This window comes from Ciceribacter sp. RN22, assembly GCF_024054295.1.
GTDB lineage: Bacteria > Pseudomonadota > Alphaproteobacteria > Rhizobiales > Rhizobiaceae > Allorhizobium > Allorhizobium lividum.
Genome location: NZ_JAMXLD010000001.1, coordinates 140,162 through 164,780, shown reverse-complemented (window position 1 = coordinate 164,780; position 24,619 = coordinate 140,162). Strand labels below are relative to the sequence as shown.

Here is a 24,619-nt window from a genome sequence, read left to right as displayed (position 1 = left end):
CCTGAAACGGTCTCACTGGCTAGCCCAGATGATCCGGGCGATCCATTCGACGTCGGCCATGTCGAAGCTGCGATTGGGGTGTTCGGGGTTGAGCGAAAGAAGTTCGATCGATTTTGCCGTCTGGCGTGCCAGCACCTTGGCCATGACCTCGCCTTCGCGGGTCTTGACCACCACGCGATCGCCCCGGCGTACTTGGGCGCCCGGTTCGACAATCAACACGTCGCCGTCCCGGTAGAGCGGCAACATGCTGTCACCCTGGATTTCGAGGGCGTAAACGCCTGCCTTGCGATCCGGTGACGCGGGGAACTCGACGAGGTCCCAGCCTTGGCCTGCCGGAAATCCGCCGTCGTCGAAAAAGCCGCCTGCGCCGGCCTGTGCAAAGCCGATCAGCGGAATGGCGCCGGGTGTCGCCGGCAGTGCACCCTGGGCCACGCTCACGCGCCCGTCGTTCGGTTGCATGTAGCTCATGAACTGGTCGATGCTGGCTCCGGTCGCCTCAAGCACCTTCGCGATGGATTCGGTCGATGGCCAGCGCATGCGTCCGTCGGCGGCGACACGTTTCGATTTGTTGAACGATGTGGGGTCGAGGCCCGCCCGTCTGGCGAGGCCGGAGGGCGTCAGTTGATTGCGCTCCGCCAGCTTGTCGATCGCGCTCCAGATACTGTCATGCGATAGCATCGTCGCTCATGCTCCAGAGGGGAAACGGACAAAAACGGACCTTCCGTTCGGTCCGGATTTTATTCAAGCTGACCGTCGGAGTAAAGAGCAAAAGAGGAATAAAATCCTCTCCTGCGACTACGATCCTGGCGAGTATGCGCCGGACGTAGACGTTTTGTGTGTCAGGCGACCATGGCCATATTGATCTTGCCGAGCTGAATCACGGCCTGCGTGCGGCTGTCGACCTTGAGCTTCAGCAGGATTGCCGAGACATGGGCCTTGATGGTTGCCTCGGAGACTCCGAGTTCGTAGGCGATCTGCTTGTTGAGCAGGCCTTCTGCGAGCATGCCGAGCACGCGGCTCTGTTGTGGCGTCAGCGTGCGGAGCCGGGCGATGAGGTCGGCGACGTCCGGATCCTCCTGCCCGCCTTCATAGAAGGCCGGCGTCCAGATATCACCCCTGAGCACGGCCTGGATGGCGGTGCGGATATCGTCGATGCCCGAAGACTTGGAGATGAAACCGGAAGCGCCGAGTTCCAGCGATCGGCGGATGGTGGTCTGGTCGTCGCTCGCCGATACGATGACGATCGGAAGATTGGGGAATTCGGCCCTGAGCGCCATCAGTCCGGAAAAACCGCTGACACCCGGCATGGCGAGGTCGAGCAGCAGCAGATCGGCGTCCGGATGCTGCGACGCGGCCTTGCGAGCCGCCTCAAAATCACCCGCCTCGATGACCGTCTTCTTCCCTTCCATGCCGTCGACGGCCTGCCGAAGGGCTCCTCGGAAAAGCGGATGATCGTCTGCGATGATGATGGTGAGTGCTGTCATTTGCTCGCTCCCTCCCAAGAGCGCCCGATACGCCTGTTGGGCGGTCATTTGTCTTTTAGCGACACCTGACAATATATACAATAGTCTAGCGTCAGGTGTGATCGGGCGCTCGCCCGGTCTTTTCTTCCTTACTCTTGAACTCCTCAACCAGGCCGAAGAAACTGCGCATGAAGCGTTCCATGATGCCAATCGATCGTTCGACTTCCTCGTCGGAAGGCAGCTCTTCCCGCTGACGGCCGGTGAGCGGCTGCCCCGCGGCCAGGGCCGCCTCAAGCGCCTCGACCCGCTTTTCCAGCCGGCCGAGATCCTCTTCGTAGGCCGCGCGCTCGTCGGCTGCCATCCGGCAGACCAGTGCGCCATCCTGTTCGCGACAGAGCGTCATGGCACCGGTCCGGGTGTCCAGTCGCACGAAGGCGTCTCCCGACTTCTCGAGCCGGAAGCGTCCGTCCGCCGCCTCCTCGGCGCTGGCAGGCAGCGGTCCGGTCAAGGCCAACAGGACGGCTGGAACGACAAGCTGGAATTTCATCGTTTTTCTCCAAAAATTACGTGTGCCAGCGGACATTCCCGTATCGCTGCCGTGGACAAAGTGCCCGGTTTGCGGCAAATCGCTCCCAGCGTCGGCCACGGAAGGATGAGCTCGTGCATAGCCTCATATACAAGATAGTACCGCGCGACCTGTGGCAAAAGGCGGAAGCCGACGGTATTTTCTCCGGTGCGGCGATTGACCTCAAGGACGGCTATATTCACTTCTCGACCGGCGCCCAGGTGCGTGAGACGGCTCGGCTGCACTTCGCCGGGACTGATGGGCTTCTCCTGGTCGCAGTTCCAGTCTCCGCGCTCGGTGACAGGTTGAAGTTCGAGCCTTCCCGCGGCGGCGACCTCTTCCCGCATCTCTACGGCGATCTGCCGGTTTCGCTGATCGCCTGGCAGAAGCCACTGCCGCTCGGGCCGGACGGCCTCCACATCTTCCCGGAGCTCATCCCATGACCGGACCTTTCAAGACGCTCGCCCGCCGCGGCCTCTTTCTCTTCGACGGGGAGACGGCGCACGGCCTTTCCATCGCCGCCCTGAAGACAGGGCTCATCCCCGGCTGCCGCGTGCCTGCCGATACCCGCCTGAAGCAGACGGTTGCGGGGATCGTCTTCCCCAACCCGCTCGGCCTCGCCGCCGGCTACGACAAGAATGCCGAGGTGCCGGATGCCATCCTCCGCCTCGGCTTCGGCTTCACCGAGGTCGGGACCGTCACGCCGAAGCCGCAGCCCGGCAACCCGCGGCCGCGCATCTTCCGTCTGGAGAAAGACGAAGCGGTTATCAACCGCCTCGGTTTCAACAACGAGGGCCATGACGCCGCCTTCACGCGGCTTAGCGCGCGCCGTACGAACGGCATCGTCGGTGTCAACATCGGGGCCAACAAGGACAGCGCCGACCGCATTGCGGACTACGTCGCCGGCATCCGCCGCTTCTATTCCGTGGCGAGCTATTTCACCGTCAACATCTCCTCTCCGAACACGCCGGGACTGCGCGATCTGCAGGCCCGCGAAAGCCTAGCCGCGCTGTTGTCGGCCGTGCTTGCTGCCCGCGACGACGAGGCGGCGAGGACCGGCAAGCGGCTTTCCGTCTTCCTGAAAATCGCGCCGGATCTCACCGAGGAGGGAATGGACGACATTGCGGCGGAGGTGATGAGCCATAGCCTCGACGGCCTCATCGTCTCGAACACGACCTTGTCGCGTGACGGCCTGAGCGATCCGCGTCTGGCCGCGGAGGCGGGCGGTCTTTCCGGAAAGCCGCTTTTTACGCGCTCGACGGCGGTGCTCGCCCGCATGCGCAAGCGCGTCGGTCCGGCCTTGCCGATCATCGGCGTCGGCGGGGTCTCCTCGGCGGAAACGGTGATCGAGAAGGTGCGCGCCGGGGCTGATCTCGTGCAGCTCTATTCCTGCATGGTCTATGAAGGTCCGGGATTGCCGGGCCGCATCCTCCGCGGCCTGTCGGCGCTGCTCGACCGCGAAGGCGTCGCGTCGATCCGTGACCTGCGCGACAGCGGCCTCGATCAGTGGCTTTCGGTGAAGCTTTGAGCCACCCGCGCCGGCAGACGGGCAAGCAGCAGAAGGCCGCGCAAGGCCAGGAACAGGTTGAGCGACAGCCAGAGGCCGTGGTTGCCGAAAAGCGGCACGAAGAGTGCCAGCGAAAGGCAATAGCCGGCGAACGCGAGCAGCATCATGTTGCGCATCTCGCGTGACCAGGTCGCACCGATGTAGACGCCGTCCATCTGGAAGGCCAACGCACCGGTCAGTGCCGTCACGGCGGCCCAGGGCAGATAGTCCGCCGCGATCGCCCGGACGTCGGCCGCCGTCGTCATGAAGGCGATGATGGCGCTGCCGAAGGCCAGGAAGAAGAGGCAGGAGACCAGCGCCAGCCCGAAGGACCAGAGCGCGGTGAGCCGGATCGCCCGGTCGAAACCTTCGCGGAAGCGGGCGCCGATCGCTCGTCCGACGATCTGCTCGGCGGCATTCGCCATACCGTCGAGATAGAAGCTCGCAATCATGAAGAAGTTCATCAGTACAGCGTTTGCCGCCAAGACGACGGCGCCGAAGCTCGTGCCGATGCGTGTCAGAAGCGTGAAGGCGGCAAGCAACGTGAAGGTCCGGATCATCAGGTCTCGGTTGATCGCGAAGAGCGCCGACAGCTTGGCGCGATCGAATATTTCGGCGACTTTCGGTCCGTCCTTCCGGTCAAAACGCGGAATGATGAGTGCTAGCCCGACGGCGGCGGCCATCCCCTCACCGATCAGTGTGCCCCAGGCGACGCCCGCCACACCCCAGCCGAGGACGAGGCCGAGATAGATCGAAAGGACGATGTTGGTGCCGTTGAGGATCGTCTGCAGCAGAAGTCCGGTCGTGCCGCGGCCGAGTCCCAGGACGAAGCCGAGGATGGTATAATTGGTAAGTGTCAGCGGTCCGGCGAGAATGCGGATCGAGAAGTAGGTCGCCGTTGCCGTGGCGGTCGTGCCGACCGGACCCATCATCCGCAAGCCGACGGAAAGCAGCCACGGCGAGGCGGCGAGAATGACGAGGCCGAGCCCGATGGAAAGAACGAGAGCCCGCCAGAAGACGGCCTGCTGCTCGTGTCTGTCCCCACGGCCGAGGGCCTGCGCCACCAGGGCCGTTGTCGAGGCCCGCAGGAAGCTGACGCTCGAGAAGATGAGGTCGAAGAGAACCGCACCAATCGCAAGACCGGCAAGCGCTGCCGCGTCGCCGGTCCGCCCGACCACCGCGGTATCGGTAAGGCCGAGCAGCGGGGTCGTCAGAAAGCCGAGTGTCATCGGCACCGCGATCGAAAGCACCGTCCTATGGGTGACGTCGAAGCTGTCCCTTGCTCTTGTCGCGATATCCACGCGCCCGTCTCCAGCCCTATTGCCAGGGAATCGCCTAGCTCGCGAGCACCATGGCCCAATAGGGACGGTTTGCGGAAGAGGGATTGTGCGCCACGGCAACACCAAGCCCGCGATAAGCGCCGAGCATGTTGTGCAGGTGCTTTTCGGATCGGACCCAGGCGTCGACCGCGTCCGCCACCTGCGATTGACCTGCGGCGATATTTTCGGAGGCCGGCAAAGGCACGCCCATCGACTTCATCCTGAGAAGAAAGTCGTCGCCCCTCCCGAGCAAATGCGACATCTCGCCTGCCCGCGCCATCCGCCGCGCCTGCGAGAGAGCGGCAGCCTCTGCGATCCTGCTGTATTCGAGGGTGGGGAGCCCTTTGCTGTTCCGAAGGGTATTGACGAGCGGCAGCGCGCCCTCCGTCTCGGCGCGCGCCGTATCGTCCGTGGTCGGCACGATATCCGTCGTCTTGCAGGCGGTCAGACCACCGGCCAGACCGATACCTGCCAGCATGAGGAAGCGTCGCCGCGGCAGGTATGGAAGCACGGTCACGGGCATGTCAGCGTCGGTAACTCAACAATCTCAGGACGATGAAGACGGGAATGACGATCGTCGCGCCGAGAAGCAGGTAGTCGCCCACCCGGCCAAGCGCGGCGAAGCCCCGGTACCAGAGTTCGAGGATGAAATGCCGGACGCCTTCCAGGATGTCGATCGGGTAGATGCCGAAAACGGTCATCACGAAGCCGACGATCAGCGACACGACCAGGAGCTTGATCGCGGTGCGGCCCGGCGTATCCCCGAGAAATCTGTTCACCCCATCCGACATGTCCGGTCTCCTGTTCTTCCATCACATAGGCGGGCATCTGCCGGCCTGCAAGCGCCTGCTCTTGCAGGTGCCGCGGAAATAGCTCTTGTGTTTTTTCCAGCTTTCGGTCAAGACCGCGCGCCTTTCCTGGAAACCCGCCATGCAACAGATCCAGTTCTCGTCCGGAAACCTCACCGCAGACCGTCGCGCCGACTACGCGAAGATGCTGAGTGAAGGCGGCGATCCCGCGGCTGCTGCCGAGCTCATGGAACAGGCGCTGGAGCTTGCACCCGATTGGGCGGCCGGCTGGCTCCGGCTCGCGGAATACAGCGAAAAGGCGGGCAATATTGAGGCAGCGATTACGGCGTTGAGGCGTGTCGCCACCCTCGACCCACAGGACCTGTTCGCCGCCCGGCTGAAGCTCGCCGTGCTCGGCGCCGAGCCGATGCCGGAGCAGCCGTCGAGCCGTTACGTCGAGGCCCTCTTCGACGACTATGCCGATCGCTTCGAAACCTCGCTCGTCGAGAAGCTCGGCTACAGTGTGCCGGGCACACTGGCCACCCTTCTCCGGGAGGTCGCCGGAGAGCGCCGCTTCCATCTCGCAATCGACCTCGGCTGCGGCACGGGTCTCTTCGGGGTGGAGATCCACGACCGTGCGGACCGGCTCGAAGGCTTCGACCTCTCGGCCAACATGCTCGCGAAGGCGTCCGCCAAACAGATTTACGATCATCTCGGAGAGGCCGATCTGTCCTTGCCGGCCGAACGGTCTGGCCTTCTTGGCGCGGGACTCCCCGAGGGACGCGCCGACCTCGTCGCCGCTGCGGATGTGCTGATGTATCTCGGTAGCCTGGAGAACGCCTTTGTGCAGGCCGCGACCCTTGCAGCACCCGGCGCGTTCTTCGCTTTCTCCGTGGAGGAGGCCGAAGTGGAGCAGGGCTTCGAACTTGCGCCTTCGTTGCGTTACCGCCATTCGGAGGCCTATGTCCGGCAGGCGCTGGCCGATGCCGGCTTCGGCACACGGCAGGTTAAACGCTCGGTCATTCGCATGGATTCCGGGAAACCTGTTCACGGCATTCTGTTTCTTGCCGAACGGCGCTTCTGAAGGAACGAAAGTTGCGAACTTGCCGGTAGGTCAGCATTGCTGACATATCGTGCTTGCGAACCGGAATGTTGCGGTGCACAATATGCCCGTTCTCAGACATTCCGGAGGTCGCGATCATGGCGCAGGTGAGCAGCATGTGGGGTATTCTGAATACCAGCCCGAACCGGCACACGATCGCCGAGGACGTTCAGGGCATCGTCACCGGAAGCATGGTGTCGGCGCTCGGCCTTTATCTTCTCGCCAAGGTCGGGCTCCTCACCGGCGGCATGGCCGGCGTCGCCTTCCTGCTCCACTACGCAAGCGGCGTCAGCTTCGGGCTGATCTTCTTCTTGCTCAACCTGCCGTTCTACATCCTCTCGCTTCGTCGCGTCGGGCTCGACTTCACGCTGAAGACCTTCGCTGCGATTGCCCTGACCTCGCTGATCGTCGAGTTCGAAGGACGCCTGATCGATATCAGCGCCATCGAGCCGGTCTGGGGCGCAATCCTCGGCGGTCTTCTCCTCGGCTACGGCGTGCTGGCTCTCTATCGCCACCGTGCGAGCCTTGGTGGTGTCGGCATCCTTGCCGTCTACCTGCAGGAGCGTTTCGGCGTCCGCGCCGGTCTGGTACAGCTCGCCTTCGATCTCACCGTGATGGTCTTTGCCTTCGGCGTGGTGAGCCCGGCGATCGTGATCTGCTCGGTCGTCGGTGCGGTGGTGCTCAATCTGTTCGTGGCGATCAACCACCGCTCCGACCGTTATGTCGTGCTGCGATAATTGCAGAGAGCGGAAGTCCCTTGAGCTTGGCAGGACGCCGCGTTACCGCGTAAACAACAAAGGGGGCTGGAACGGGTGAGAGGACATCGGACATGGCGATGAGCGACGTGAGGCCGAAGCTGCGGGAGATGATGGCGTCGTCGGCGGAGCGCCACTCCGTCATCGAAGATGCGCAGGGGCTTGCGGCCGGCGGCATGCTGGCGACGCTGGGCGTGATGCTGCTCTCCGGTGCGGGCCTGCTGACGGGCGGCACGGCGGGCGTTGCCTTCCTCCTTCATTACACGACGGGTTTCAGCTTCGGTGCCATGTTCTTTGCCGTCAACCTGCCATTCTATTACCTGGCGCTGAAGCGGTTCGGATTGGCCTTCACGCTGAAGACCTTTGCGGCGGTCGTGCTGACCTCGGTGCTCACGGAGACCGTCCCCCATTACATTGGCTTCTCGAACCTCGACCCGCTGGTTGCGGCCGCCTTCGGCGGCCTGCTCATCGGCGCCGGCCTGCTCGCTCTCTTCCGCCATCGCGCAAGCCTCGGCGGCTTCGGGATCCTTGCACTCTACCTGCAAGATCGCTTCGGCTGGCGGGCGGGGCTGGTACAACTCGCCTTCGACGGCACCGTGCTGGTCTTTTCCTTCTTCATCGCCAGCTACTACATCATCTTCTGCTCGGTCGTCGGCGCCGTCGTGCTCAACCTGACGCTTGCGATCAACCATCGTAAGGATCGCTACATCGCGATGTGAGCGACGACGGGCGTCTGACGTCGGTCAAGTCAGGCGGCTTGCTCGCGCTCGTCGATCGGATGCTGTGACCGGAAGCTGACACTGAGCCGGTTCCACACATTGATCGTGCCGATCGCCGTCGTAATCTTGACGATCTCTTCCTCTGAAAAGTGTTTGCGGATCTCCGCAAACGGTGCATCAGGCACTCCGGTCTGTGCCACGTTGGTCACGGCTTCCGTCCATTCCAGCAGCGCCCGCTCGCGGGCATCATAGAGCGGCGATTCCCGCCAGGCGCAGACGAGATTGATCCATTGTTCGCTCAGGCCGTCGTGCCGCGCCTCCTTGACATGCGTGTCGACGCAGTAGGCACAGCCGTTGATCTGCGACGCGCGGAGCTTCAAGAGATGGATATGCCGGGGCTCCAGGCCACAGCTGCGGATGTATTGTTCGAGGGCGAAAACTGCCTTGTAGGATTCGGGCGAGGCTTTGGCGAAATCGAAACGTGGCTGCATTGCGCTTCTCCTTGGTTGATAGGCAAGGTCCATGCACCGGCTGCTCAACGGCCGGTCTGGCGTGCGTGGCAGGTGATGAAATCGGTGCCGCGGCCAGCAATCGCACCGTCCTCGTCCACGGCGTGAACGCCGGCCACAATGTCGGCGATGTTCGTCTTGGCAAGTTCACTGCGGTAGACGCGCTCGGCGGCATGCATGGCGCTCGCGATGCGGCAGGGCGCCTGGAAGTAGCGGCCGGGAAGCGGCTTCGGACCACGCTGGCGGATTTCGGCGCAGCGGAATGCCGGGGCCGGCCCCTCGATCGCCAGAACGATGTCAAGCAACGAGATGTCCTTCGGCGCGAGCGCCAGTCGGTAACCGCCCTTTGGCCCCGGCACCGTGGCGAGAATTCCGGCACCCGAGAGCGCCTGAAGATGCTTCAGAAGGTAGCTGGCCGAAACGCCGTGATACTCGGCAAGGGCGGCGGCCGAGAGCACCTGACCCTGATCGAGCCCCGCCAGCATCGTCACGCAATGGATCGCCTGTTCTATGCCTTCGCTGAGTCTCATCTCTCAAAATCCTATTACGGATAATAAATATCCATGATTCTGCACCTCTGTCAATTCGCCGGCCGGCGCCGCAATCGCGATTTTCTTTTCCAATTCCGGTCCGGCTTCACTACCTTTTCCGCGTGAGCGCGACCGATTCCACCATCACGGGTTCCTCCGTCTCTCTTCCGGATGCCTTTCACCGCTGGTTCGCGGACAAGGGTTGGCAGCCGCGCGCCCATCAGCTGGAGCTGTTGGCGCGCGCCGAACGGGGGGAGAGCACGCTGCTGATCGCCCCGACCGGTGCCGGCAAGACGCTTGCCGGCTTTCTGCCGTCGCTCACCGATCTCGCGCGAAGGGGCAGGCGCAAGCCGGGAACCGCCTTCACCGGAATCCACACGCTCTATGTCTCTCCGTTGAAGGCCCTTGCCGTCGATATCGAGCGCAACCTGATGAAGCCCGTTGCCGAGATGGGCCTGCCGATCACGATCGAGAACCGTACCGGTGACACGCCGCAGTCGAAGCGGCAGCGCCAGAAACTCAATCCACCCGACATCCTGCTCACAACGCCGGAACAGGTCGCGCTGCTGATCGCCAATGGCGAGGCGACGCGCTTTTTCAAGGATCTCCGCTACGTCATCTTCGACGAGCTGCACTCGCTGGTGACATCGAAGCGCGGCCACCTGCTTTCGCTCGGGCTTGCGAGACTGAGACGTCTCGCGCCGCGCCTGCAGACCATCGGGCTCTCGGCGACGGTTGCCGATCCCCCCGATCTGATGCGCTGGCTGGTGGCGCAGACACCGGGGAGAGTGTGCGAAGCAGGTCTCGTTACCGTCGAAGGTGGCGCCAAGCCCGACATCTCGATCCTGCACACGGAGGATCGGATCCCCTGGTCCGGTCATTCGGCCCGCTATGCTATCCCCGATCTCTACGCGATCCTGAAACGGTTTCGGACGACGCTGGTCTTCGTCAACACCCGTTCTCAGGCCGAGCTTCTCTTTCAGGAGCTCTGGACGGTCAACGACGACAACCTGCCGATTGCGCTGCATCACGGCTCCCTCGACGTCGGACAGCGCCGCAAGGTCGAGGCGGCGATGGCGGAAAACCGGCTGCGTGCGGTCGTCGCCACCTCGACACTCGATCTCGGTATCGACTGGGGCGATGTCGACCTCGTCGTCCATGTCGGCGCGCCGAAGGGCGCCTCGCGGCTCGCCCAGCGCATTGGTCGCGCCAATCACCGGATGGACGAGCCGAGCCGCGCGATCCTGGTTCCCGCCAACCGCTTCGAGGTCATGGAGTGCCAGGCGGCGCTCGACGCGAACTATCTCGGCGCGCAGGATACGCCGCCCGTCGGAGAGGGTTCGCTCGACGTCCTTGCCCAGCACGTACTTGGTATGGCCTGCGCCGAGCCCTTCGATGCCGACGCGCTCCATGCGGAGGTTACGACCGCAGCACCCTATGCCCGCCTGCCGCGCGAGACCTTCGACCGGATTGTCGATTTCGTGGCGACTGGCGGCTATGCGCTGCGCACCTACGAGCGCTACGCCCGCATCCGACGCAACAAGGAGGGGCGCTGGCGCGTCTCCAATCCGCAGGTCGCCCAGCAATACCGCCTCAATCTCGGAACGATCGTCGAGATGCCGATGCTGAACGTGCGGCTGGTGAAGCGCAACCATCTCGGCTCCCTCGGCCGCGGCGGGCCGATGCGTGGCGGCACGGCGCTCGGGCAGGTCGAGGAGTATTTCCTGGAAAGTCTTTCTCCGGGCGATACCTTCCTCTTCTCCGGCAAGACCGTCCGCTTCGAGGGCATCCGTGAGAACGAGTGCCTCGTCTCCAACGCGTTTTCGCAGGATCCGAAGATTCCCGCCTATGCCGGCGGCAAGTTCCCGCTTTCCACCTATCTCGCCGACCAGGTCCGCGCCATGCTCGACGATCCGGCGCGCTGGCGAGCGTTACCGGACCAGGTTCGCGACTGGCTGGAAATCCAGCGCGAGAAATCGGTGTTGCCGAAGCGGGGCGAGCTGCTGATCGAGACCTTTCCGCGTGCCAGCCGCTTCTACATGGTGGCCTATCCCTTCGAAGGGCGGCTTGCGCATCAGACGCTCGGCATGCTCATCACCCGGAGACTGGAGCGGATGGGCGCAAAACCGCTCGGCTTCGTTGCCACCGACTATTCGCTTGCCGTCTGGGGCCTCGAGGATATCGGCGCGATGGTGCAGTCGGGGAGACTGGCGCTCGGCGAACTCTTCGACGAAGACATGCTCGGCGACGATCTCGAGGCCTGGCTGGCCGAATCATGGATGCTGAAGCGCACCTTCCGTACCTGCGCGGTGATCGCGGGGTTGATCGAGAAGCGGCATCCGGGCAAGGAGAAGACCGGCCGGCAGGTCACGGTATCGGCCGATCTGATCTACGACGTGCTGCGTACCCACGAGCCGGACCACATTCTCCTGCTGGCGACGAGGCAGGATGCCGCGGCCGGGCTTCTGGATATTGCCCGCCTCGGCGATATGCTAAAGAGAATCAAGGGTCGCATCACCCATCGCCGGCTCGATCACGTCTCGCCGCTCGCCGTGCCGGTAATGCTGGAAATCGGTCGCGAGCCGGTAGCGGGTGAGGCCCAGGAACACGTGCTGGCGGAAGCCGCGGACGAATTGATCGCCGAGGCAATGGCCTAGAAGCGGGGCCGACCTGCCATCGAAGGGCAACGGCCCGGAAAGAAAAGACAAGCGGATGAACCGGCTCGCGGCACTGAGAAGCACGCTTTCGGGAAGCGCCGAATTGACGGCCGAATTTTCCGTCGCCGGCGTCGGCGCGGTTTGCGATCCTGCCGGAGCGCTTTATCTCCCCGACCTCGACCTTCTCGTCGTCTCCGATCTGCATCTCGAGAAGGGAGCGGCTTTCGCCCGCCGCGGGCAATTGCTGCCGCCTTACGATACGCTCTCGACATTGCGGCGCCTCGAAACGGTCGTCACACGGTATAATCCGGCGATCGTCGTCAGTCTCGGCGACAATTTCCATGACCGCGTTGGTTCGTCGCTGATGCCGCCGGACTTCCGCGCGATGATCGCGGCGATGGCGCGCGGTCGTGAGTGGATCTGGATCAACGGCAACCACGATCCCGACGGCGTGGTCGAATTGCCGGGACGATCCGCCGACGAGTTGCGCTTCGGCAATCTCGTCTTCCGCCACGAACCCTCGCTGATCGACGGACGAGGTGAAATCGCCGGCCATCTGCACCCCTCGGCAACCGTCCGCCGGCGGGAAAAGTCGGTCCGCCGTGCCTGTTTCGCGACCGACGGCATTCGCCTCTTGATGCCGGCCTTCGGCGTCCTGACCGGCGGCCTCGATCTGCGCCACCGTGCCTTTTCCGGCCTCTTCGACCAGACGGCGCTGATTGCGCATCTTCTCGGACGGGACAGGATCTATTCCGTGCGCTTCGGCAGTCTGCTCGGTTAAAGAGGTGCCTTGTCCGGCCAGGGATTGATGCCGTCGCGCAGCCATAGCAGCGCGTCGATCCAGAAACCGGTGGCGTGACGGGCATGGAAGAGGTCGAAATGTCCCAGCCGGTCCACGCCGAGGTTGGCGGGCGAAAGCAGGACCTCCGTCGTCGGCGCGTGTCGATAGTATCGAAGTGCTCGTCTGATTGCCGCCACCGTTGCGAACTCGTCGTCCGCCACGGTGATCGCCAGGATTGGCGCAGTCACGGCGGAAAAGTTATTCAGGATCGCCTGCCGTTCCCGCGCGGGATAGCTGAGCTCCATGCGCGCGCGCCGAAAGCTCCATTCGTTCGCGACACCCGCCGGCAGATCCTCTAGCCAGCCGAGACGTTCTCCGGGAAAATAGCCGAAGAGTGCCGTCAAGGCCGGCATCGCCAGATGCCACTTGAGAAAGAGACGCAGCCTCTCGCGGGCCGCATAGTCCCGCCAGTAGGCATATTGCGCGCCGACGGTGAGCATCCGGTCGATCCGCTTGGCATTTGTGGCAAAGCCCGGCAGAAATCCGCCGATGCTGTGGCCGACGACCAAGACGGGGCCACCGCCGATCTTATCGGCGAAGTCGAGCGCCGCGTCGAAATCGCGTTCGCCCCAATCGCGCCAGCGAAAGCCGCAGCCGGCAAGGCGGTTGGGCCGCGACAGCCCGATGCCGCGGTAGTCATAGGTCAGGACCACAAAGCCGTGTTCGGCGAGAAACCGGGCGAAGTAGTGGTAATAGCGCGCGCGAACGCCGGTCGCAGGATTGACGATCACCGTCCCGCAGAGAGGATCAGCGCGACCGCTCCAGACATGGCCACGGAGTGTCACGCCGTCCCTGCACCGTAACGTGATCTCCCGTCCTTTGACGGGCTGTAGCCCATCATGTGCACGATGCCCGGAGCGTTCCTGCGTTTGACTGTATTCTGCCATCGCCGCCTCCTCTGTCGCTGTCGATGCGGCCAAGGCTAGCAGCGGGCATGGCTTGTGCACACTCACTGGTCGGTATACATGTTTCTCCATGGCGATCTCCGAGATACCGACCCGCGACCGTATCGTTTCCGCCGCAGCCAGGCTTTTCTACGACGAGGGCATCCGGCGCGTGAGCGTTGACGCCGTCGCCGAGGAGGCAGGCGTCACCAAGCGGACGCTCTATTACCATTTCGCGAGCAAGGACGATCTGGTGGCCGCCTACCTGGCGGGACGCGACCAGCCGAGCTTTTCAAAGTTCCAGCACTGGTACCGGGAAAGTGAGGGGCCGTTGCCGGAGCGGATCAAGGCCGTTTTCGCGGGTCTCGCGAGGTCGGCGCGCCACCCGAAGTGGAAGGGCTGCGGCTTCCTGCGAACCTCGGCCGAGCTGGCCAACATGCCGGGGCATCCGGCGATGAAGATTGGCGCCGCCCACAAACGGCGCCTGGAGGATTGGTTGGCGGACCTCTTCGAGGCGGAAGGCGTGCAGCAGCCGCGGACCCTCGCAAGACAGGTGGTCCTCCTCATCGACGGTGCATTCGCCGTCGTGCTCCTCAATCGTGATCCGGGTTACATCGAGACGGCCGGTGCCGCCGCCGCGACGCTGGTCGCCGCGGCGATGGACGGCCGCTCGGCTTGAGCCGGACGCCTCACGCCCTGTCGACTGGCGCGTAACGCAGGATCACGGCGCCAGTCTTGATGGGCCTGCTTTCGAGCAGCGTAAACGGCCTCGGTGTCTCGGCCGGCTTGAAATGCGGATTGCCACCACCCAGCACGACCGGCACCAGGCAGAGCCGGATTTCGTCGATCAGGTCCGCTTTCAGCAGACTGTCGCAGAGTTCGGCGCTACCGAAGATGAAGATGTCCTTGCCCGGCTGCTGCTTCAGCGCCTTCAATTCCGAAACGAGATCGCGAACGATGCGCGTGTTGTTCCAGTCTGCCCTGTCGAGACTTCGGCTCACGACGATCTTCGCGACCGAATTCATGTAGGCCTTGATCTCCAGTTCATTGGTCGCATCAGGCCAGTAGGCGGCCATGCCTTCATAGGTCTTTCGGCCGAAAACCAGCAAGTCCGTCTGCCGGCCGATTTCGAGCGAATAGTCACGCAGTTCGTTGCCCCAGACGAGCTCGTGAAAGCCCAGATCCCAGGGCGTCTTTCCTTCGAAATGGCCGTCCAGCGTCATCAGGTTCCAGATGATCAGTTTGCGCATCGTCTCCTCCGTTTCAAAACCGATTGCAAAATGCAAGCGGTTGAAGGCTAGTCAAACTGATTTTAGAATGCAAGTGGTTTCATGGAGAGGAAAATGGACCTGACGCACCGTTCCGGTTGCCCGATCAATCTGACGCTGGAGATCCTCGGGGATCGCTGGAGCTTGATCGTCATACGTGACGTGATGTTCGGCAATCGCCGGCACTTCCGAGAGCTGCTGCAGAATTCGGAGGAGGGGATCGCCTCGAACATCCTTGCGGACCGGCTGAAGAGGCTGGTGGAAAGGGGGCTGCTGACGCGGACCGACGATCCGAGCCACAAGCAGAAGGCGATCTACAGCCTCACCGAAATGTCGATCGAGCTAGTACCGCTGTTTGCCGAAATGGGTGCATGGGGAAGGCGGTATCTCGCCGTTTCCGAAGATCTGGCAATTCGAGCGGAGTTGCTCGAGCAGGGCGGGCGGCCTTTATGGCGGGACTTCATGGACGAATTGCGTTTTCTCCACCTCGGCGTTCCAATGCCCGAAGGCACGCCTTCGGCCTTGTCGAGGCTGACGGAGGCCTATCTGGCGACGAAGGCGAGGATGGAGGCCGCCGAAGAGTGATCGGGCTCAGTCGCGGCGGAACATCAGACTGGCGCTCCAGCCGGTGATCAATGCCAGCAGCACAGCCAGAACGCCATAGGACAGGGGCTGGTCATGCGCGGCGCGGGTGATGGAGTCTTCGATCCCCGTTTTGATGACCCGCAGCGGCAGTTCACGTTGGGCGAGGAATTCGCCGCTCTTGAAGAGATAGGCCCGGACCATATGAACGCCGTCCGGAATGTTGGCGGGAAGCTTCAGCGTTGCCTTGAACAGGCTAGCGCTGACGAAGCGCACGCCCCCGGTGTCGCTCTGGTAGAGCCCGTTGGTCTGCTTCAGGCGGCGGAAGGCTTCCCGGAATTCGGCAAGATTGGCCGCGCTCTGAAAATAGCCGGTCGGCGTGAGCGGCATGTGGTCGACGCCGAGGCCGAGATCGACGAGCGCCTGTTGCGCGGTGATCTCGTCGAGCGGTCGCGTGCTCGCCAGCGAATAGGACTGCGGCATCCTCTCGAACGTCATCGAATTGCGGTTGACCCAGATGCCGAAGAGCCGCTCCTTGTGACGGACCGTCGCCTCGTCGCGTGGCCCCTCGAGAGTTACCACCACATCGTACTGGCCGATGGCGAGAAGCAGCGCGTCGGTGTTCGTGAGCGCCCCGAAGATCGTGAGATCGGCTCCGCGAAAATCTGACGTGATGGCGATTTCGCTGGTCGAGGTGCCGATGTCGAGGCTTTCCATGTCGGGAGTGGTCGGCTGGAACGGCACCTGGCCGGCGGCCTCGCTCGCGAAAAACGCCGAAAGGACTGTGACGACGGCAAGGAGCTTCGCGCGCATCGGCATCAGCCCCCCATTCCGCCGGTCGCGATCGAATAGAGATCCTCAGGCGTCACCACCAGGTCGATTGCGAGGCGCACGCCGACGGCAAGCACGAGTAGCCCCAGCAGCGCGCGGAGCTGTTCGCCGCGCAGTCTTTGGCCGACGCGGACACCGTATTGTGCACCGATGACACCGGCGACCATCAGCAGGAATGCCAGCACGATATCGACCGAGTAGTTGGTCGTCGCCTGTACGACAGTCGTGTACGCGGTGACGAAAATGATCTGAAAGAGCGATGTTCCGACGACGACATTCGTGGGGATGCGCAGAAGATAGATCATCGCCGGCACCATGATGAAACCGCCGCCGACGCCCATGATCGACGTGAGCACGCCGATGGCGAAGCCGAGCGCGATGACCGGCAGGATGCTCAAGTAGATCTTCGACTTCTTGAAACGCACCTTGAAGGGCAGGCGGTGCACCCAGATGTGCTGGCCCGGTCGCCGCAGGGTTGCGGGTTCGTTGCGCGCGGCCCGCCGCATCGCGTTCAGGCTCTCCATCAGCATCAGGCTGCCGATCGTCCCGAGAAACACGACGTAGAGTAGCGAGATGAAGAGGTCGAGCTGCCCGGCGCTGCGCAGCCAGGAGAAGATGTAGATACCTGCCGTCGCTCCCGCAAGACCGCCGACCAGCAGCACGATTCCGAGCTTCACGTCCAGCGTGCCGCGTCGGAAATGGGTGATCGCGCCGGAAACGGAAGAGGCGACGACCTGGTTGGCGCCGGTCGCGACCGCCACGACCGGAGGGATGTTGTAGAAGATCAGGAGAGGCGTGATGAGAAAGCCGCCGCCGACGCCGAACATGCCGGACAGAAAACCGACGGCCGCGCCCATGCCGAGAATGATGAAGATGTTCACCGACAATTCTGCGATCGGCAGGTAGATTGTCACGGGCAGCCTCGAAATGCGAACGCCCCGCAGAAGCGGGGGAATGGAAAGCGTCGGTTGTTGCCGGCGGCTCCGAAGAGGGATGAAACCGGGTCAAGTCATTGGCAGAGCTTGACCTCCGTCATGTTTTCATGCGCCCGCCGGCCAGACCTGTCAATTATGCGGCAAGGCTTTACGCGCCCATTTTTCCGGTTTTGTGACAGGGCGCGTCATTTGTTGCGCGCCAGCAGTTCCTTGACCAGTTTGTCGGTGACTTTTCCCGTCGGTTCCATGCCGACCGACGCCTGGAAGGCCTTGATCGCTGCCACCGTCTTTTCACCGAGCATCCCGTCCGGTACGCCGGCGTCGAAGCCGTTGTTGTTCAGAATACCCTGGATGTTGCGGATTGCCTTCTTCATGTCGACGCTGGCGGTCTTCACGCCCTTGCCGGCCCACTCGTCGGGAACATCGGTCGAGTTGGCCTGCGGGTCCAAAGGCTGCGGCTTCCAGAGATCGACCGCGGCGCGCGCCTTTTCGAGCTGATCCGGAGCCATGACGTTGGCAACCTCGTCGCGCTTCTTGGCGGCGTCCTTGTCGCCCGCCTTGGCGGCGATCGCAAACCACTTGTACGACTCCACGAGGTTCTGCGGAACGCCGTTGCCGCGCGCGTTCAGGATGGCCAGGTTGAATTGGCTGTCGGAAACGCCGAGTTCCGCCGCCTTGCCGAACCACTTGGCCGCGGTCGGATAATCCTGCGTGCCGGTGGCGCCCGAAGCGTGCATGACGGCGAGGTTGTGCATGGCGCTCGCATTGCCCTTTTCGGCGGCGAGCTCGTAATAGTGTCTGGCCGTCTCGACGTTGCGTTCGACGCCGCTGCCGTTTTCGTAAAGGTTCGCCAATCTGTACATCGCCGGTGCGAAGCCCTTGTCCGCAGCCATCTTGTACCACTTCGCGGCTTCCGCGAAGTCACCGTCGACGCCGCGGCCTTCGGAGTAGCGTGCTGCGACCTCGAAGAGCGCGAGCGGATCACCCTGCTTGGCGGCAATGACCAGCGAGGCGGGTTTGATGGCGTCCGGTACGGCGATCGATTCCACCGGTGCCGCAACGGCTGTGGCGACGGGAGCTTGCCCTTCGGTCGCCGTCTGCAGCGGGGTGGCCGCGGCGCTCTGCGCACTTGCGGCATCCGCGGGAGCCAAAGGCGTGAGCTTGCCGCTTTCGTCGAGCGGAACGGGAGCAGTGAGTGCTGAAGGTCCGGACGGAGCGCGCGTGGCATCCGAATTCGCCGGCGGTGTCTCACCGTCGATCTTCGCGGTTGCGGGTGCTTCCTCCGTGACCGACATGCCTGTGGTCGTCTGTGCGTCGCTGGCCTCGCCGGAGGCGGCCGGAGCCTCGGCCGACACCAGCGGCGTGCTATCGTCACGCAGCAACGTGTTGACGAGCGGCATTGCCATCGCGACGAGCAGCACGGCGCCGACAGCCATCAGGATCGGCCGGCGATAGCGCGAAAGTGCCGAACCCGTCGACTTGCCGGCTTCCGTCTTGGGGGATCCGGCGCGATAGGCGCGGTCCATCTCGCTTGCGGCAGCCTGGGCGGCACGGCGGGCGGCGGCGATATAGTCGGTGCGATCGCCGTCCGATGCGGCGCCGTTTCCGGCACCGGCCTCGCGTTGTGCTGCCTGGGTCGCACGGACCCGCTCCAGGATCTTGCGCACGTCCGGCGCGCCCGAGCCGGGTTCGAGCAATTCGTTGGCGTCCTCGGGAGGCAGCATCTCCGAAGGGTCGATCGACGGGCTCGGATCGACCAGAGTGCGCTGTACGGGTCCGCTGCCTTCCTTCTTCTGACCGGGACGCAAACGCTTGCCGAGCCCGGCGAGCAGGCTTGGCTTTGCCGCCTTCTTTGAAGAGGCCTTCGAATTGTGCGCCGGCTCCGGTGCATCGAGCACATATTCCGCTTCCGGGATATCGGCGGGCGCCGGAATGTCGTCGGCCACGGCCACAGCCTGCATCTCGGCACGTGCAGGTCGGCTTGCCGCCGCTTCCGCGGTGCGAGCCGGAGCGGGGCTCTCGGCACCGATGCTGTCTCGCGAGCCGACGCGGTTGTCGATCTGGTCGAGCTTTTCGGCGATCTGGACCAGAGTGTCGTGCAGGGCCTCGAACGTGCGGTGGGTCCGCTCCTCCGAATTCCGGCTGACCGCTTCCAGGTCCTTGAGGTGCTCGGCCAGTGCCGAAAGCGCGCTAAGGTCGGCGCCCGAGGCGTCTCCGCGGCCCCCTTGCGTCTGCGCATAGCTTTCCATCACGGTCTCTGCCGCCTGGCGAGCCGCTTCGATGATGTATTCATCGCTGGTGGCGATGTAGTCCTCAAGCGCCGCGACGCGGCCGGTCATGGCCTCGTTGCCGGCGCCGGCATCCGATGGCGCGCTGCTGATCAGCGTCGAGAGATGGGCGATCTGTTCTTCGAGGCCGCGCAGTGCGGACGTGTCCTGGACAGGGGCCGCAGCCGTCTCTTCCAGCCGGTCGACGATCGTGTTGAGCCGCTGTTCGAGTTCGCGGAACGCAGGATCGCCGGCTGAGCCTGTCGGGGCGGGGACCGCAAGGGAGCTGATGCGCTCGGCAAGTACGTCGAGGCGATCGGCCAGCCGATCGCTGACCGCGCCCTGGTCGAGCGCGTCGATCTTGCGGGAGATGTCGGCGAGATAGCCCGTGAGCTCGGGTTGGGGACCACTCGGCTGGCCGCGCTCGAGCAGCTCGGAGAGCTGGTCGAGCCGTTCCTCGAGCCGGCGTGCGGTTCGTTGCGTCCCGAGTTCCTCGATGCGGGCAGTGAGCGTCTCCAGCCGATGGCCGAGATCGATCGCCGGATCTTGCTGTTCGAAGGCCCGTCCCGCAATCGCTTCGATCTGCTCGGCGATGCCTGCGATGCGATCCTCGATGCGGCTGATCGAGACCGCATCGGAGCCGGAACCGCTGTGGCGACTTCCAGCTGCGATGGCCCGGGTGATTTCGTCGAGCCGCATGTCGATGCCGGCAAACTGCTCCATCAGCATGCGTTCGCTGGGATCAATATGGGCGCCGATGTGTTCGAGCGCAGTCGCGACGGTTACCAGCTTGTCTTCGAGGGCGCGAATCGCACCGTGGTCGCCGATATTGCCGATATGGCGTTTGATGTCGTCGAGCCGGTCGGCGAGCGAGAGGAGTTCCGAGCGCAGCGCGCCGGCATCGAGGCCGTCGAGGCGCTCTTCGAGGTCGTCCCAGCGCCGCTCGATATGGCGCACGGAATCCTCCCGTGCGAGCCCGTCCATGAGCGAGCGCAGTTCCTCGAATTCCGCCTGCAGCCGCTCGGTGCCCGGAGCCCGATAGCGACCGAGCTCGGTGATCCCGTCGGCAAGGCGCGCGATGTCCTGGCGCATGTCTTCGGAGGGACGGCGATCTTCCGCAAGTGTACGGATGCTGCGCATCTCCGAGCGAAGAGAGCCGATCTCTGCGGCGAGGCTTTCGGCGATGTCGTGCTTCAGCTCCTGGCGCAGTCCGAGCAGTGCCTGGCTGATCTCCCGGGCGGCGTCGGGCTGGGTACGGGCTGCCGGCTGCTGCGGGGCAAACCGCTGGACCGGTGCATTGCGGTCATCGTAGCGTTCCTGCGAACGCGGCTCGGACGCGCGTCCCCTCCCTTCCTCGAGGGCACGCTGGCGCTGCCGGATTTCGGCGAGCGGGTCGCGATCACGAAGATCGCGGCTCTCGGGGGCAAAGTCGCGGCGGGGATCCTGCGAAAGCCGTGCGCTCCGCTGATTGTTGTTCATGAGCCCTTCGATGCGTGCCTCCAGCCCCTCGATGGTACGGCTCAACGCATCCAGGGAGGATGAGCCGCCGGGACGGGAAGGGTTGGATCGCGATCCGTTCATGTTCGTGCTCGCTTCGAAATTGGCCCGCATCAGGCGAGCTTTGCTCCTCGGCGTGGCTGACGGTGGTGGCGTCGGCGCTGGTTTTCTCTTGGCTCCGAAGTCCCTGTTGTGCAGTTTCCTGACACCCAGTTGCTCGGCAGTGCACCCCCGGATCATCACGCTTCACCGCCTACATTTCGCGAAACGTGGTAAACAAGCCGTTAACCTGGCGTTTCTTTTTTAACGATTTGTAAGATTTCTGCGGCACTCCGGCGCTATCGTGGATCGATATTCCGCTCCCGGGGAAGGGCGGCGAAATTTGCGGTCGCGACGAATTGACGTTTACGCAAACGTCAATATTATAGCGACCACACCCGCTGTCAGGATCAGTCTCGGAGGAAGATGACACATGCCTGTCTACAAGGCCCCGGTTAACGATACGCTTTTCGTGCTCAACGACGTGCTTGGCCTCGAACGTTACCACAACCTGCCCGGCTTCGAGGAGGCAAGCCCGGACATGGTCGAGGCGATCGTCGGCGAAGCCGCAAAGCTGGCGGAAGAGGAGCTGTTCCCGCTCAACCTTTCCGGCGACCAGGAAGGCTGCAAGCGCGACGACAGCGGCAACGTCAGCGTGCCGAAGGGTTTCAAGGAGGCCTATGACGCCTATTGCCAGAGTGGCTGGATCGGTCTTGCCGTTCCGCAGGAATTTGGCGGGCAGGGGTTGCCCTATACCCTGCATGCGGCCGTCGGCGAGTACATGTCGTCCGCCAACATGGCGTTGATGATGTACCCGGGCCTGACACAGGGCGCGATCGCGGCGATCCTCGTTCACGGTTCCGACGCCCAGAAGCAGACCTATCTGCCGAAGATGGTCGAAGGCACCTGGTCCGGCACCATGAACCTCACCGAGCCGCACTGCGGCACCGACCTTGGCCTGTTGCGCACCAAGGCTGTTCCTCAGTCCGACGGCAGCTACAAGATCTCGGGTCAGAAGATCTTCATCTCGGCCGGCGAACACGGGATGACCGAGAACATCATCCATCTGGTGCTCGCCCGCATCGAGGGCGCACCGGAAGGCACGAAAGGCATCTCGCTCTTCATCGTGCCGAAGTTCATGGTCAACGAAGACGGCTCCGTCGGCGCCCGCAACACGGTTTCCTGTGGCGCGATCGAGCACAAGATGGGCATTCATGGCAACGCCACCTGCGTCATGAATTATGACGAGGCGACCGGCTACCTGATCGGCGCGGAGAACAAGGGTCTCGCCGCCATGTTCGTGATGATGAACGAGGCGCGTCTCGGTGTCGGTCTGCAGGGCCTCTCCATTGCCGAGGTGGCCTACCAGAACGCCGCCAGTTACGCCCGCGAACGCATCCAGGGTCGTTCGCTCTCCGGTGTCAAAGCGCCCGACAAGAAAGCCGATCCGATCATCGTACACCCCGATGTCCGCCGCGCTCTCTTGACCATCAGGGCGTTCACCGAGGCCGGCCGCGCATTCACCCTGTGGACGGCGCTGAAGTCGGACATCGCCCACCGTTCGGGCGACGCTGCCGAACGCCAGGCAGCCGACGATATCCTCGGCCTGATGACGCCGATCCTGAAGGGCGTCCTCACCGACAAGGGCTTTGATCACGCCGTCATGGCCCAGCAGATCTTCGGTGGCCACGGCTACATCGAGGAGCACGGCATGAGCCAGTATGTCCGCGATGCCCGCATCGCCATGATCTACGAAGGTGCGAACGGCATCCAGGCACTCGATCTCGTCGGTCGCAAGCTCGGCATGAACGGTGGCCGCGCCGTCATGGCGCTGTTCAAGGAAGTCGGCGACTTCTGCGAGGAACATCGCAGCGACGAGGCGATGGTGGTCTATACCAAGGGCCTGAAGAAGGGGTTGAACGACCTGCAGGCGGCCACCATGTGGTTCATGCAGAATGCCATGGCCAAGCCCGACAACGCGGGCGCCGGCTCCACCGATTACATGCATCTCTTCGGTCTGGTCGTTCTCGGCTACATGTGGGCCAAGATGGCGAAGGCCGCCAAGGACAATCTCGCCGCCGGCACCGGCGACGCCGACTACTACAAGAACAAGCTGATCACCGGTCGCTTCTACATGGAGCGGATCATGCCGGAAACCGCGCTGCGCAAGAGCCGCATCGAGACAGGCGCCGACACCATCATGGAGATGGCCGCGGAGGCCTTCTGATTTTCACCTTCTCCCCGCTGGGGAGGAGAGGGACAATGAATTTCCGGCGCCCAGGCGCCCAAGGGAGAGAAACCATGACCGAAGTCTATATCTATGACCACGTGCGCACGCCGCGCGGCCGCGGCAAGAAGGACGGTGCGCTGCATGAAGTACCGACGCCTCGCCTCGCGGCGAAGGCTCTGGAGGCCTTGCGTGACCGCAACGGCCTCGACACCTCGACCGTCGACGACATCATCTTCGGCTGCGTCGATCCGGTGATGGAAGCCGGTGCCGTGATCCCGAAGGCAGCCGCCTTCGAGGCCGGCTATGCTTTCAGCGCGCCCGGTATCCAGATTTCGCGCTTCTGCGCCTCTGGTCTCGACGCGGTCAACCTCGCCGCCGGCAAGGTCAAGTCCGGCTCGGACGACATCGTGATCGCCGGCGGCGTCGAATCGATGTCCCGTATCGGCATGGGCATGTCGGGCGGTGCCTGGTACATGGACCCCTCGGTCAACTTCCCGGCCTATTTCATGCCGCAGGGCGTGTCGGCCGACCTCATCGCCACGAAGTACGGCATCTCCCGCGACGACGTGGATGCCTATGCCGTCGAAAGCCAGCGACGTTCGGCCGAATCCTGGGCGAAGGGCCATTTCGCCAAGTCGGTGATCCCGGTGAAGGATGCCAACGGCCTCGTCATTCTCGACCGCGACGAGCATATGCGTCCCGGCACCGACATGCAGGCGTTGGCGCAGCTGCAGCCCTCCTTCCAGATGCCGGGTGAAATGGGCGGCTTCGAGGCCGTGGCCATCCAGGCCCATCCGGAAGTCGAGCGCATCAACTATATTCACCACGCCGGCAATTCTTCGGGCATCGTCGACGGTGCCGCCGCCGTTCTGATCGGCTCCAAGGAGGGCGGTGAATCGATGGGCCTCAAGCCCCGCGCCCGCGTTCGCGCGTTCACCAATATCGGCTCGGACCCGGCACTGATGCTGACCGGTCCGGTCGACGTCACCGAAAAGCTCCTGAAGAGGACCGGAATGAAGATCTCGGACTTCGACCTCTTCGAACTCAATGAGGCCTTCGCCGCCGTGGTGCTGCGCTTCATGCAGCATTTCGAAGTCGACCACTCGAAGATGAACGTTGCCGGTGGCGCGATCGCCATGGGGCATCCGCTCGGCGCGACCGGCGCCATGATCCTCGGCACGGTTCTCGACGAGCTGGAGCGCCGTGATCTCAACACCGCGCTCGTCACGCTCTGCATCGGTGCCGGGATGGGTACCGCGACCGTCATCGAACGCGTCTGATCCGGGGAGGAA

24 protein-coding genes are annotated in these 24,619 nt (G+C 63.6%); 11 read left to right on the top strand and 13 right to left on the bottom strand.

Annotation, left to right across the window (positions count from 1 at the left end):
- Nucleotides 1-12 precede the first annotated feature (12 nt).
- The 3 genes from NHF53_RS00810 to NHF53_RS00800 all read right to left on the bottom strand — a co-directional run bounded on the left by NHF53_RS00810 (nt 13) and on the right by NHF53_RS00800 (nt 2,010).
- A complete protein-coding gene (locus tag NHF53_RS00810) occupies nt 13-678 on the bottom strand; it encodes a helix-turn-helix transcriptional regulator (RefSeq protein ID WP_112685474.1) in 666 nt (221 codons plus the stop codon).
- Between the two features lie 161 nt (nt 679-839).
- Complete coding sequence (locus NHF53_RS00805) at nt 840-1,484, bottom strand: response regulator transcription factor (protein ID WP_252832721.1); 645 nt, start codon at nt 1,482-1,484, stop codon at nt 840-842.
- Nucleotides 1,485-1,575: 91 nt separating this feature from the next.
- Entirely contained in the window at nt 1,576-2,010 is a 435-nt protein-coding gene (locus NHF53_RS00800; protein ID WP_252832720.1) for a hypothetical protein, read from the bottom strand.
- A gap of 113 nt (nt 2,011-2,123) precedes the next feature.
- Between NHF53_RS00800 and NHF53_RS00795 the strand changes: the two genes are divergently transcribed.
- The gene (locus NHF53_RS00795; protein WP_252832719.1) at nt 2,124-2,471 is read left to right on the top strand and encodes a DUF952 domain-containing protein; all 348 of its coding nucleotides are present in this window, start codon (nt 2,124-2,126) and stop codon (nt 2,469-2,471) included.
- Complete coding sequence (locus NHF53_RS00790) at nt 2,468-3,556, top strand: quinone-dependent dihydroorotate dehydrogenase (RefSeq protein WP_252832718.1); 1,089 nt, start codon at nt 2,468-2,470, stop codon at nt 3,554-3,556. Before NHF53_RS00795 ends, NHF53_RS00790 begins: the two co-directional genes overlap by 4 nt.
- On the opposite strand, the gene NHF53_RS00785 is transcribed toward NHF53_RS00790, so the two are convergent.
- Genes NHF53_RS00785 through NHF53_RS00775 form a run of 3 tightly spaced genes read right to left on the bottom strand, consistent with a single transcriptional unit; the run spans nt 3,532 to nt 5,684 of the window.
- Nucleotides 3,532-4,875: an MATE family efflux transporter gene (locus tag NHF53_RS00785; RefSeq protein WP_252832717.1), complete on the bottom strand. Its 1,344-nt coding sequence runs from the start codon at nt 4,873-4,875 to the stop codon at nt 3,532-3,534. The two genes, NHF53_RS00790 and NHF53_RS00785, sit on opposite strands and share 25 nt — an antisense overlap.
- Nucleotides 4,876-4,909: 34 nt before the next feature.
- A complete protein-coding gene (locus tag NHF53_RS00780; RefSeq protein ID WP_374591133.1) occupies nt 4,910-5,371 on the bottom strand; it encodes a CAP domain-containing protein in 462 nt (153 codons plus the stop codon).
- Between the two features lie 46 nt (nt 5,372-5,417).
- A complete protein-coding gene (locus NHF53_RS00775; RefSeq protein WP_112685462.1) occupies nt 5,418-5,684 on the bottom strand; it encodes a DUF6460 domain-containing protein in 267 nt (88 codons plus the stop codon).
- Nucleotides 5,685-5,823: 139 nt separating this feature from the next.
- Between NHF53_RS00775 and NHF53_RS00770 the strand changes: the two genes are divergently transcribed.
- The 3 genes from NHF53_RS00770 (at nt 5,824) to NHF53_RS00760 (ending at nt 8,257) form a co-directional block, all read left to right on the top strand.
- Complete coding sequence (locus NHF53_RS00770; RefSeq protein WP_252832714.1) at nt 5,824-6,765, top strand: class I SAM-dependent methyltransferase; 942 nt, start codon at nt 5,824-5,826, stop codon at nt 6,763-6,765.
- Between the two features lie 116 nt (nt 6,766-6,881).
- Complete coding sequence (locus NHF53_RS00765) at nt 6,882-7,520, top strand: YitT family protein (RefSeq protein ID WP_252832712.1); 639 nt, start codon at nt 6,882-6,884, stop codon at nt 7,518-7,520.
- Between the two features lie 98 nt (nt 7,521-7,618).
- Nucleotides 7,619-8,257, top strand: coding sequence for a YitT family protein (locus NHF53_RS00760; RefSeq protein ID WP_252832710.1), 639 nt, complete (start codon nt 7,619-7,621; stop codon nt 8,255-8,257).
- Nucleotides 8,258-8,286: 29 nt separating this feature from the next.
- Here NHF53_RS00760 and NHF53_RS00755 read toward each other — a convergent pair whose 3' ends face one another.
- Nucleotides 8,287-8,748 (bottom strand): carboxymuconolactone decarboxylase family protein, encoded by a 462-nt coding sequence (locus NHF53_RS00755; RefSeq protein WP_252832708.1) that lies wholly within the window; start codon nt 8,746-8,748, stop codon nt 8,287-8,289.
- Between the two features lie 44 nt (nt 8,749-8,792).
- Nucleotides 8,793-9,296: an Rrf2 family transcriptional regulator gene (locus NHF53_RS00750; protein WP_252832707.1), complete on the bottom strand. Its 504-nt coding sequence runs from the start codon at nt 9,294-9,296 to the stop codon at nt 8,793-8,795.
- Nucleotides 9,297-9,418: 122 nt separating this feature from the next.
- On the opposite strand from NHF53_RS00750, the gene NHF53_RS00745 reads away from it, so the two are divergent.
- Nucleotides 9,419-11,953, top strand: a complete 2,535-nt coding sequence (locus NHF53_RS00745; protein ID WP_252832706.1) for a ligase-associated DNA damage response DEXH box helicase — start codon at nt 9,419-9,421, stop codon at nt 11,951-11,953.
- 55 nt (nt 11,954-12,008) lie between these two features.
- Nucleotides 12,009-12,734 (top strand): ligase-associated DNA damage response endonuclease PdeM, encoded by a 726-nt coding sequence (pdeM, locus tag NHF53_RS00740; RefSeq protein ID WP_252832705.1) that lies wholly within the window; start codon nt 12,009-12,011, stop codon nt 12,732-12,734.
- On the opposite strand, the gene NHF53_RS00735 is transcribed toward pdeM, so the two are convergent.
- A complete protein-coding gene (locus NHF53_RS00735) occupies nt 12,731-13,681 on the bottom strand; it encodes an alpha/beta fold hydrolase (RefSeq protein ID WP_252832704.1) in 951 nt (316 codons plus the stop codon). The two genes, pdeM and NHF53_RS00735, sit on opposite strands and share 4 nt — an antisense overlap.
- An 88-nt stretch (nt 13,682-13,769) precedes the next feature.
- Here NHF53_RS00735 and NHF53_RS00730 point away from each other — a divergent pair, with 88 nt between their 5' ends.
- A complete protein-coding gene (locus NHF53_RS00730) occupies nt 13,770-14,357 on the top strand; it encodes a TetR/AcrR family transcriptional regulator (protein ID WP_254007812.1) in 588 nt (195 codons plus the stop codon).
- Nucleotides 14,358-14,367: 10 nt separating this feature from the next.
- Here the strand turns inward: NHF53_RS00730 and NHF53_RS00725 are convergent, their stop codons facing one another.
- Complete coding sequence (locus NHF53_RS00725; RefSeq protein ID WP_252832703.1) at nt 14,368-14,928, bottom strand: dihydrofolate reductase family protein; 561 nt, start codon at nt 14,926-14,928, stop codon at nt 14,368-14,370.
- A gap of 93 nt (nt 14,929-15,021) precedes the next feature.
- Between NHF53_RS00725 and NHF53_RS00720 the strand changes: the two genes are divergently transcribed.
- Entirely contained in the window at nt 15,022-15,531 is a 510-nt protein-coding gene (locus tag NHF53_RS00720) for a helix-turn-helix domain-containing protein (protein ID WP_252832702.1), read from the top strand.
- A 6-nt stretch (nt 15,532-15,537) separates the two neighbouring features.
- On the opposite strand, the gene NHF53_RS00715 is transcribed toward NHF53_RS00720, so the two are convergent.
- From NHF53_RS00715 to NHF53_RS00705, 3 genes are all read right to left on the bottom strand, one after another.
- Nucleotides 15,538-16,341 carry a TIGR02186 family protein gene (locus NHF53_RS00715; RefSeq protein WP_252832701.1) on the bottom strand — a complete coding sequence of 268 codons (804 nt, stop codon included), beginning with the start codon at nt 16,339-16,341 and terminating at the stop codon, nt 15,538-15,540.
- Nucleotides 16,342-16,346: 5 nt separating this feature from the next.
- On the bottom strand, nt 16,347-17,273 hold the full coding sequence (locus NHF53_RS00710) for a sulfite exporter TauE/SafE family protein (protein WP_252832699.1): 927 nt from the start codon (nt 17,271-17,273) through the stop codon (nt 16,347-16,349).
- Nucleotides 17,274-17,479: 206 nt separating this feature from the next.
- Nucleotides 17,480-21,142: a peptidoglycan-binding protein gene (locus NHF53_RS00705; RefSeq protein WP_252832698.1), complete on the bottom strand. Its 3,663-nt coding sequence runs from the start codon at nt 21,140-21,142 to the stop codon at nt 17,480-17,482.
- Between the two features lie 388 nt (nt 21,143-21,530).
- Between NHF53_RS00705 and NHF53_RS00700 the strand changes: the two genes are divergently transcribed.
- Both NHF53_RS00700 and NHF53_RS00695 read left to right on the top strand, forming a co-directional pair.
- Nucleotides 21,531-23,324 (top strand): acyl-CoA dehydrogenase C-terminal domain-containing protein, encoded by a 1,794-nt coding sequence (locus NHF53_RS00700; protein WP_252832697.1) that lies wholly within the window; start codon nt 21,531-21,533, stop codon nt 23,322-23,324.
- A 74-nt stretch (nt 23,325-23,398) separates the two neighbouring features.
- Nucleotides 23,399-24,607, top strand: a complete 1,209-nt coding sequence (locus NHF53_RS00695; RefSeq protein ID WP_252832696.1) for an acetyl-CoA C-acetyltransferase — start codon at nt 23,399-23,401, stop codon at nt 24,605-24,607.
- Nucleotides 24,608-24,619 lie beyond the last annotated feature (12 nt).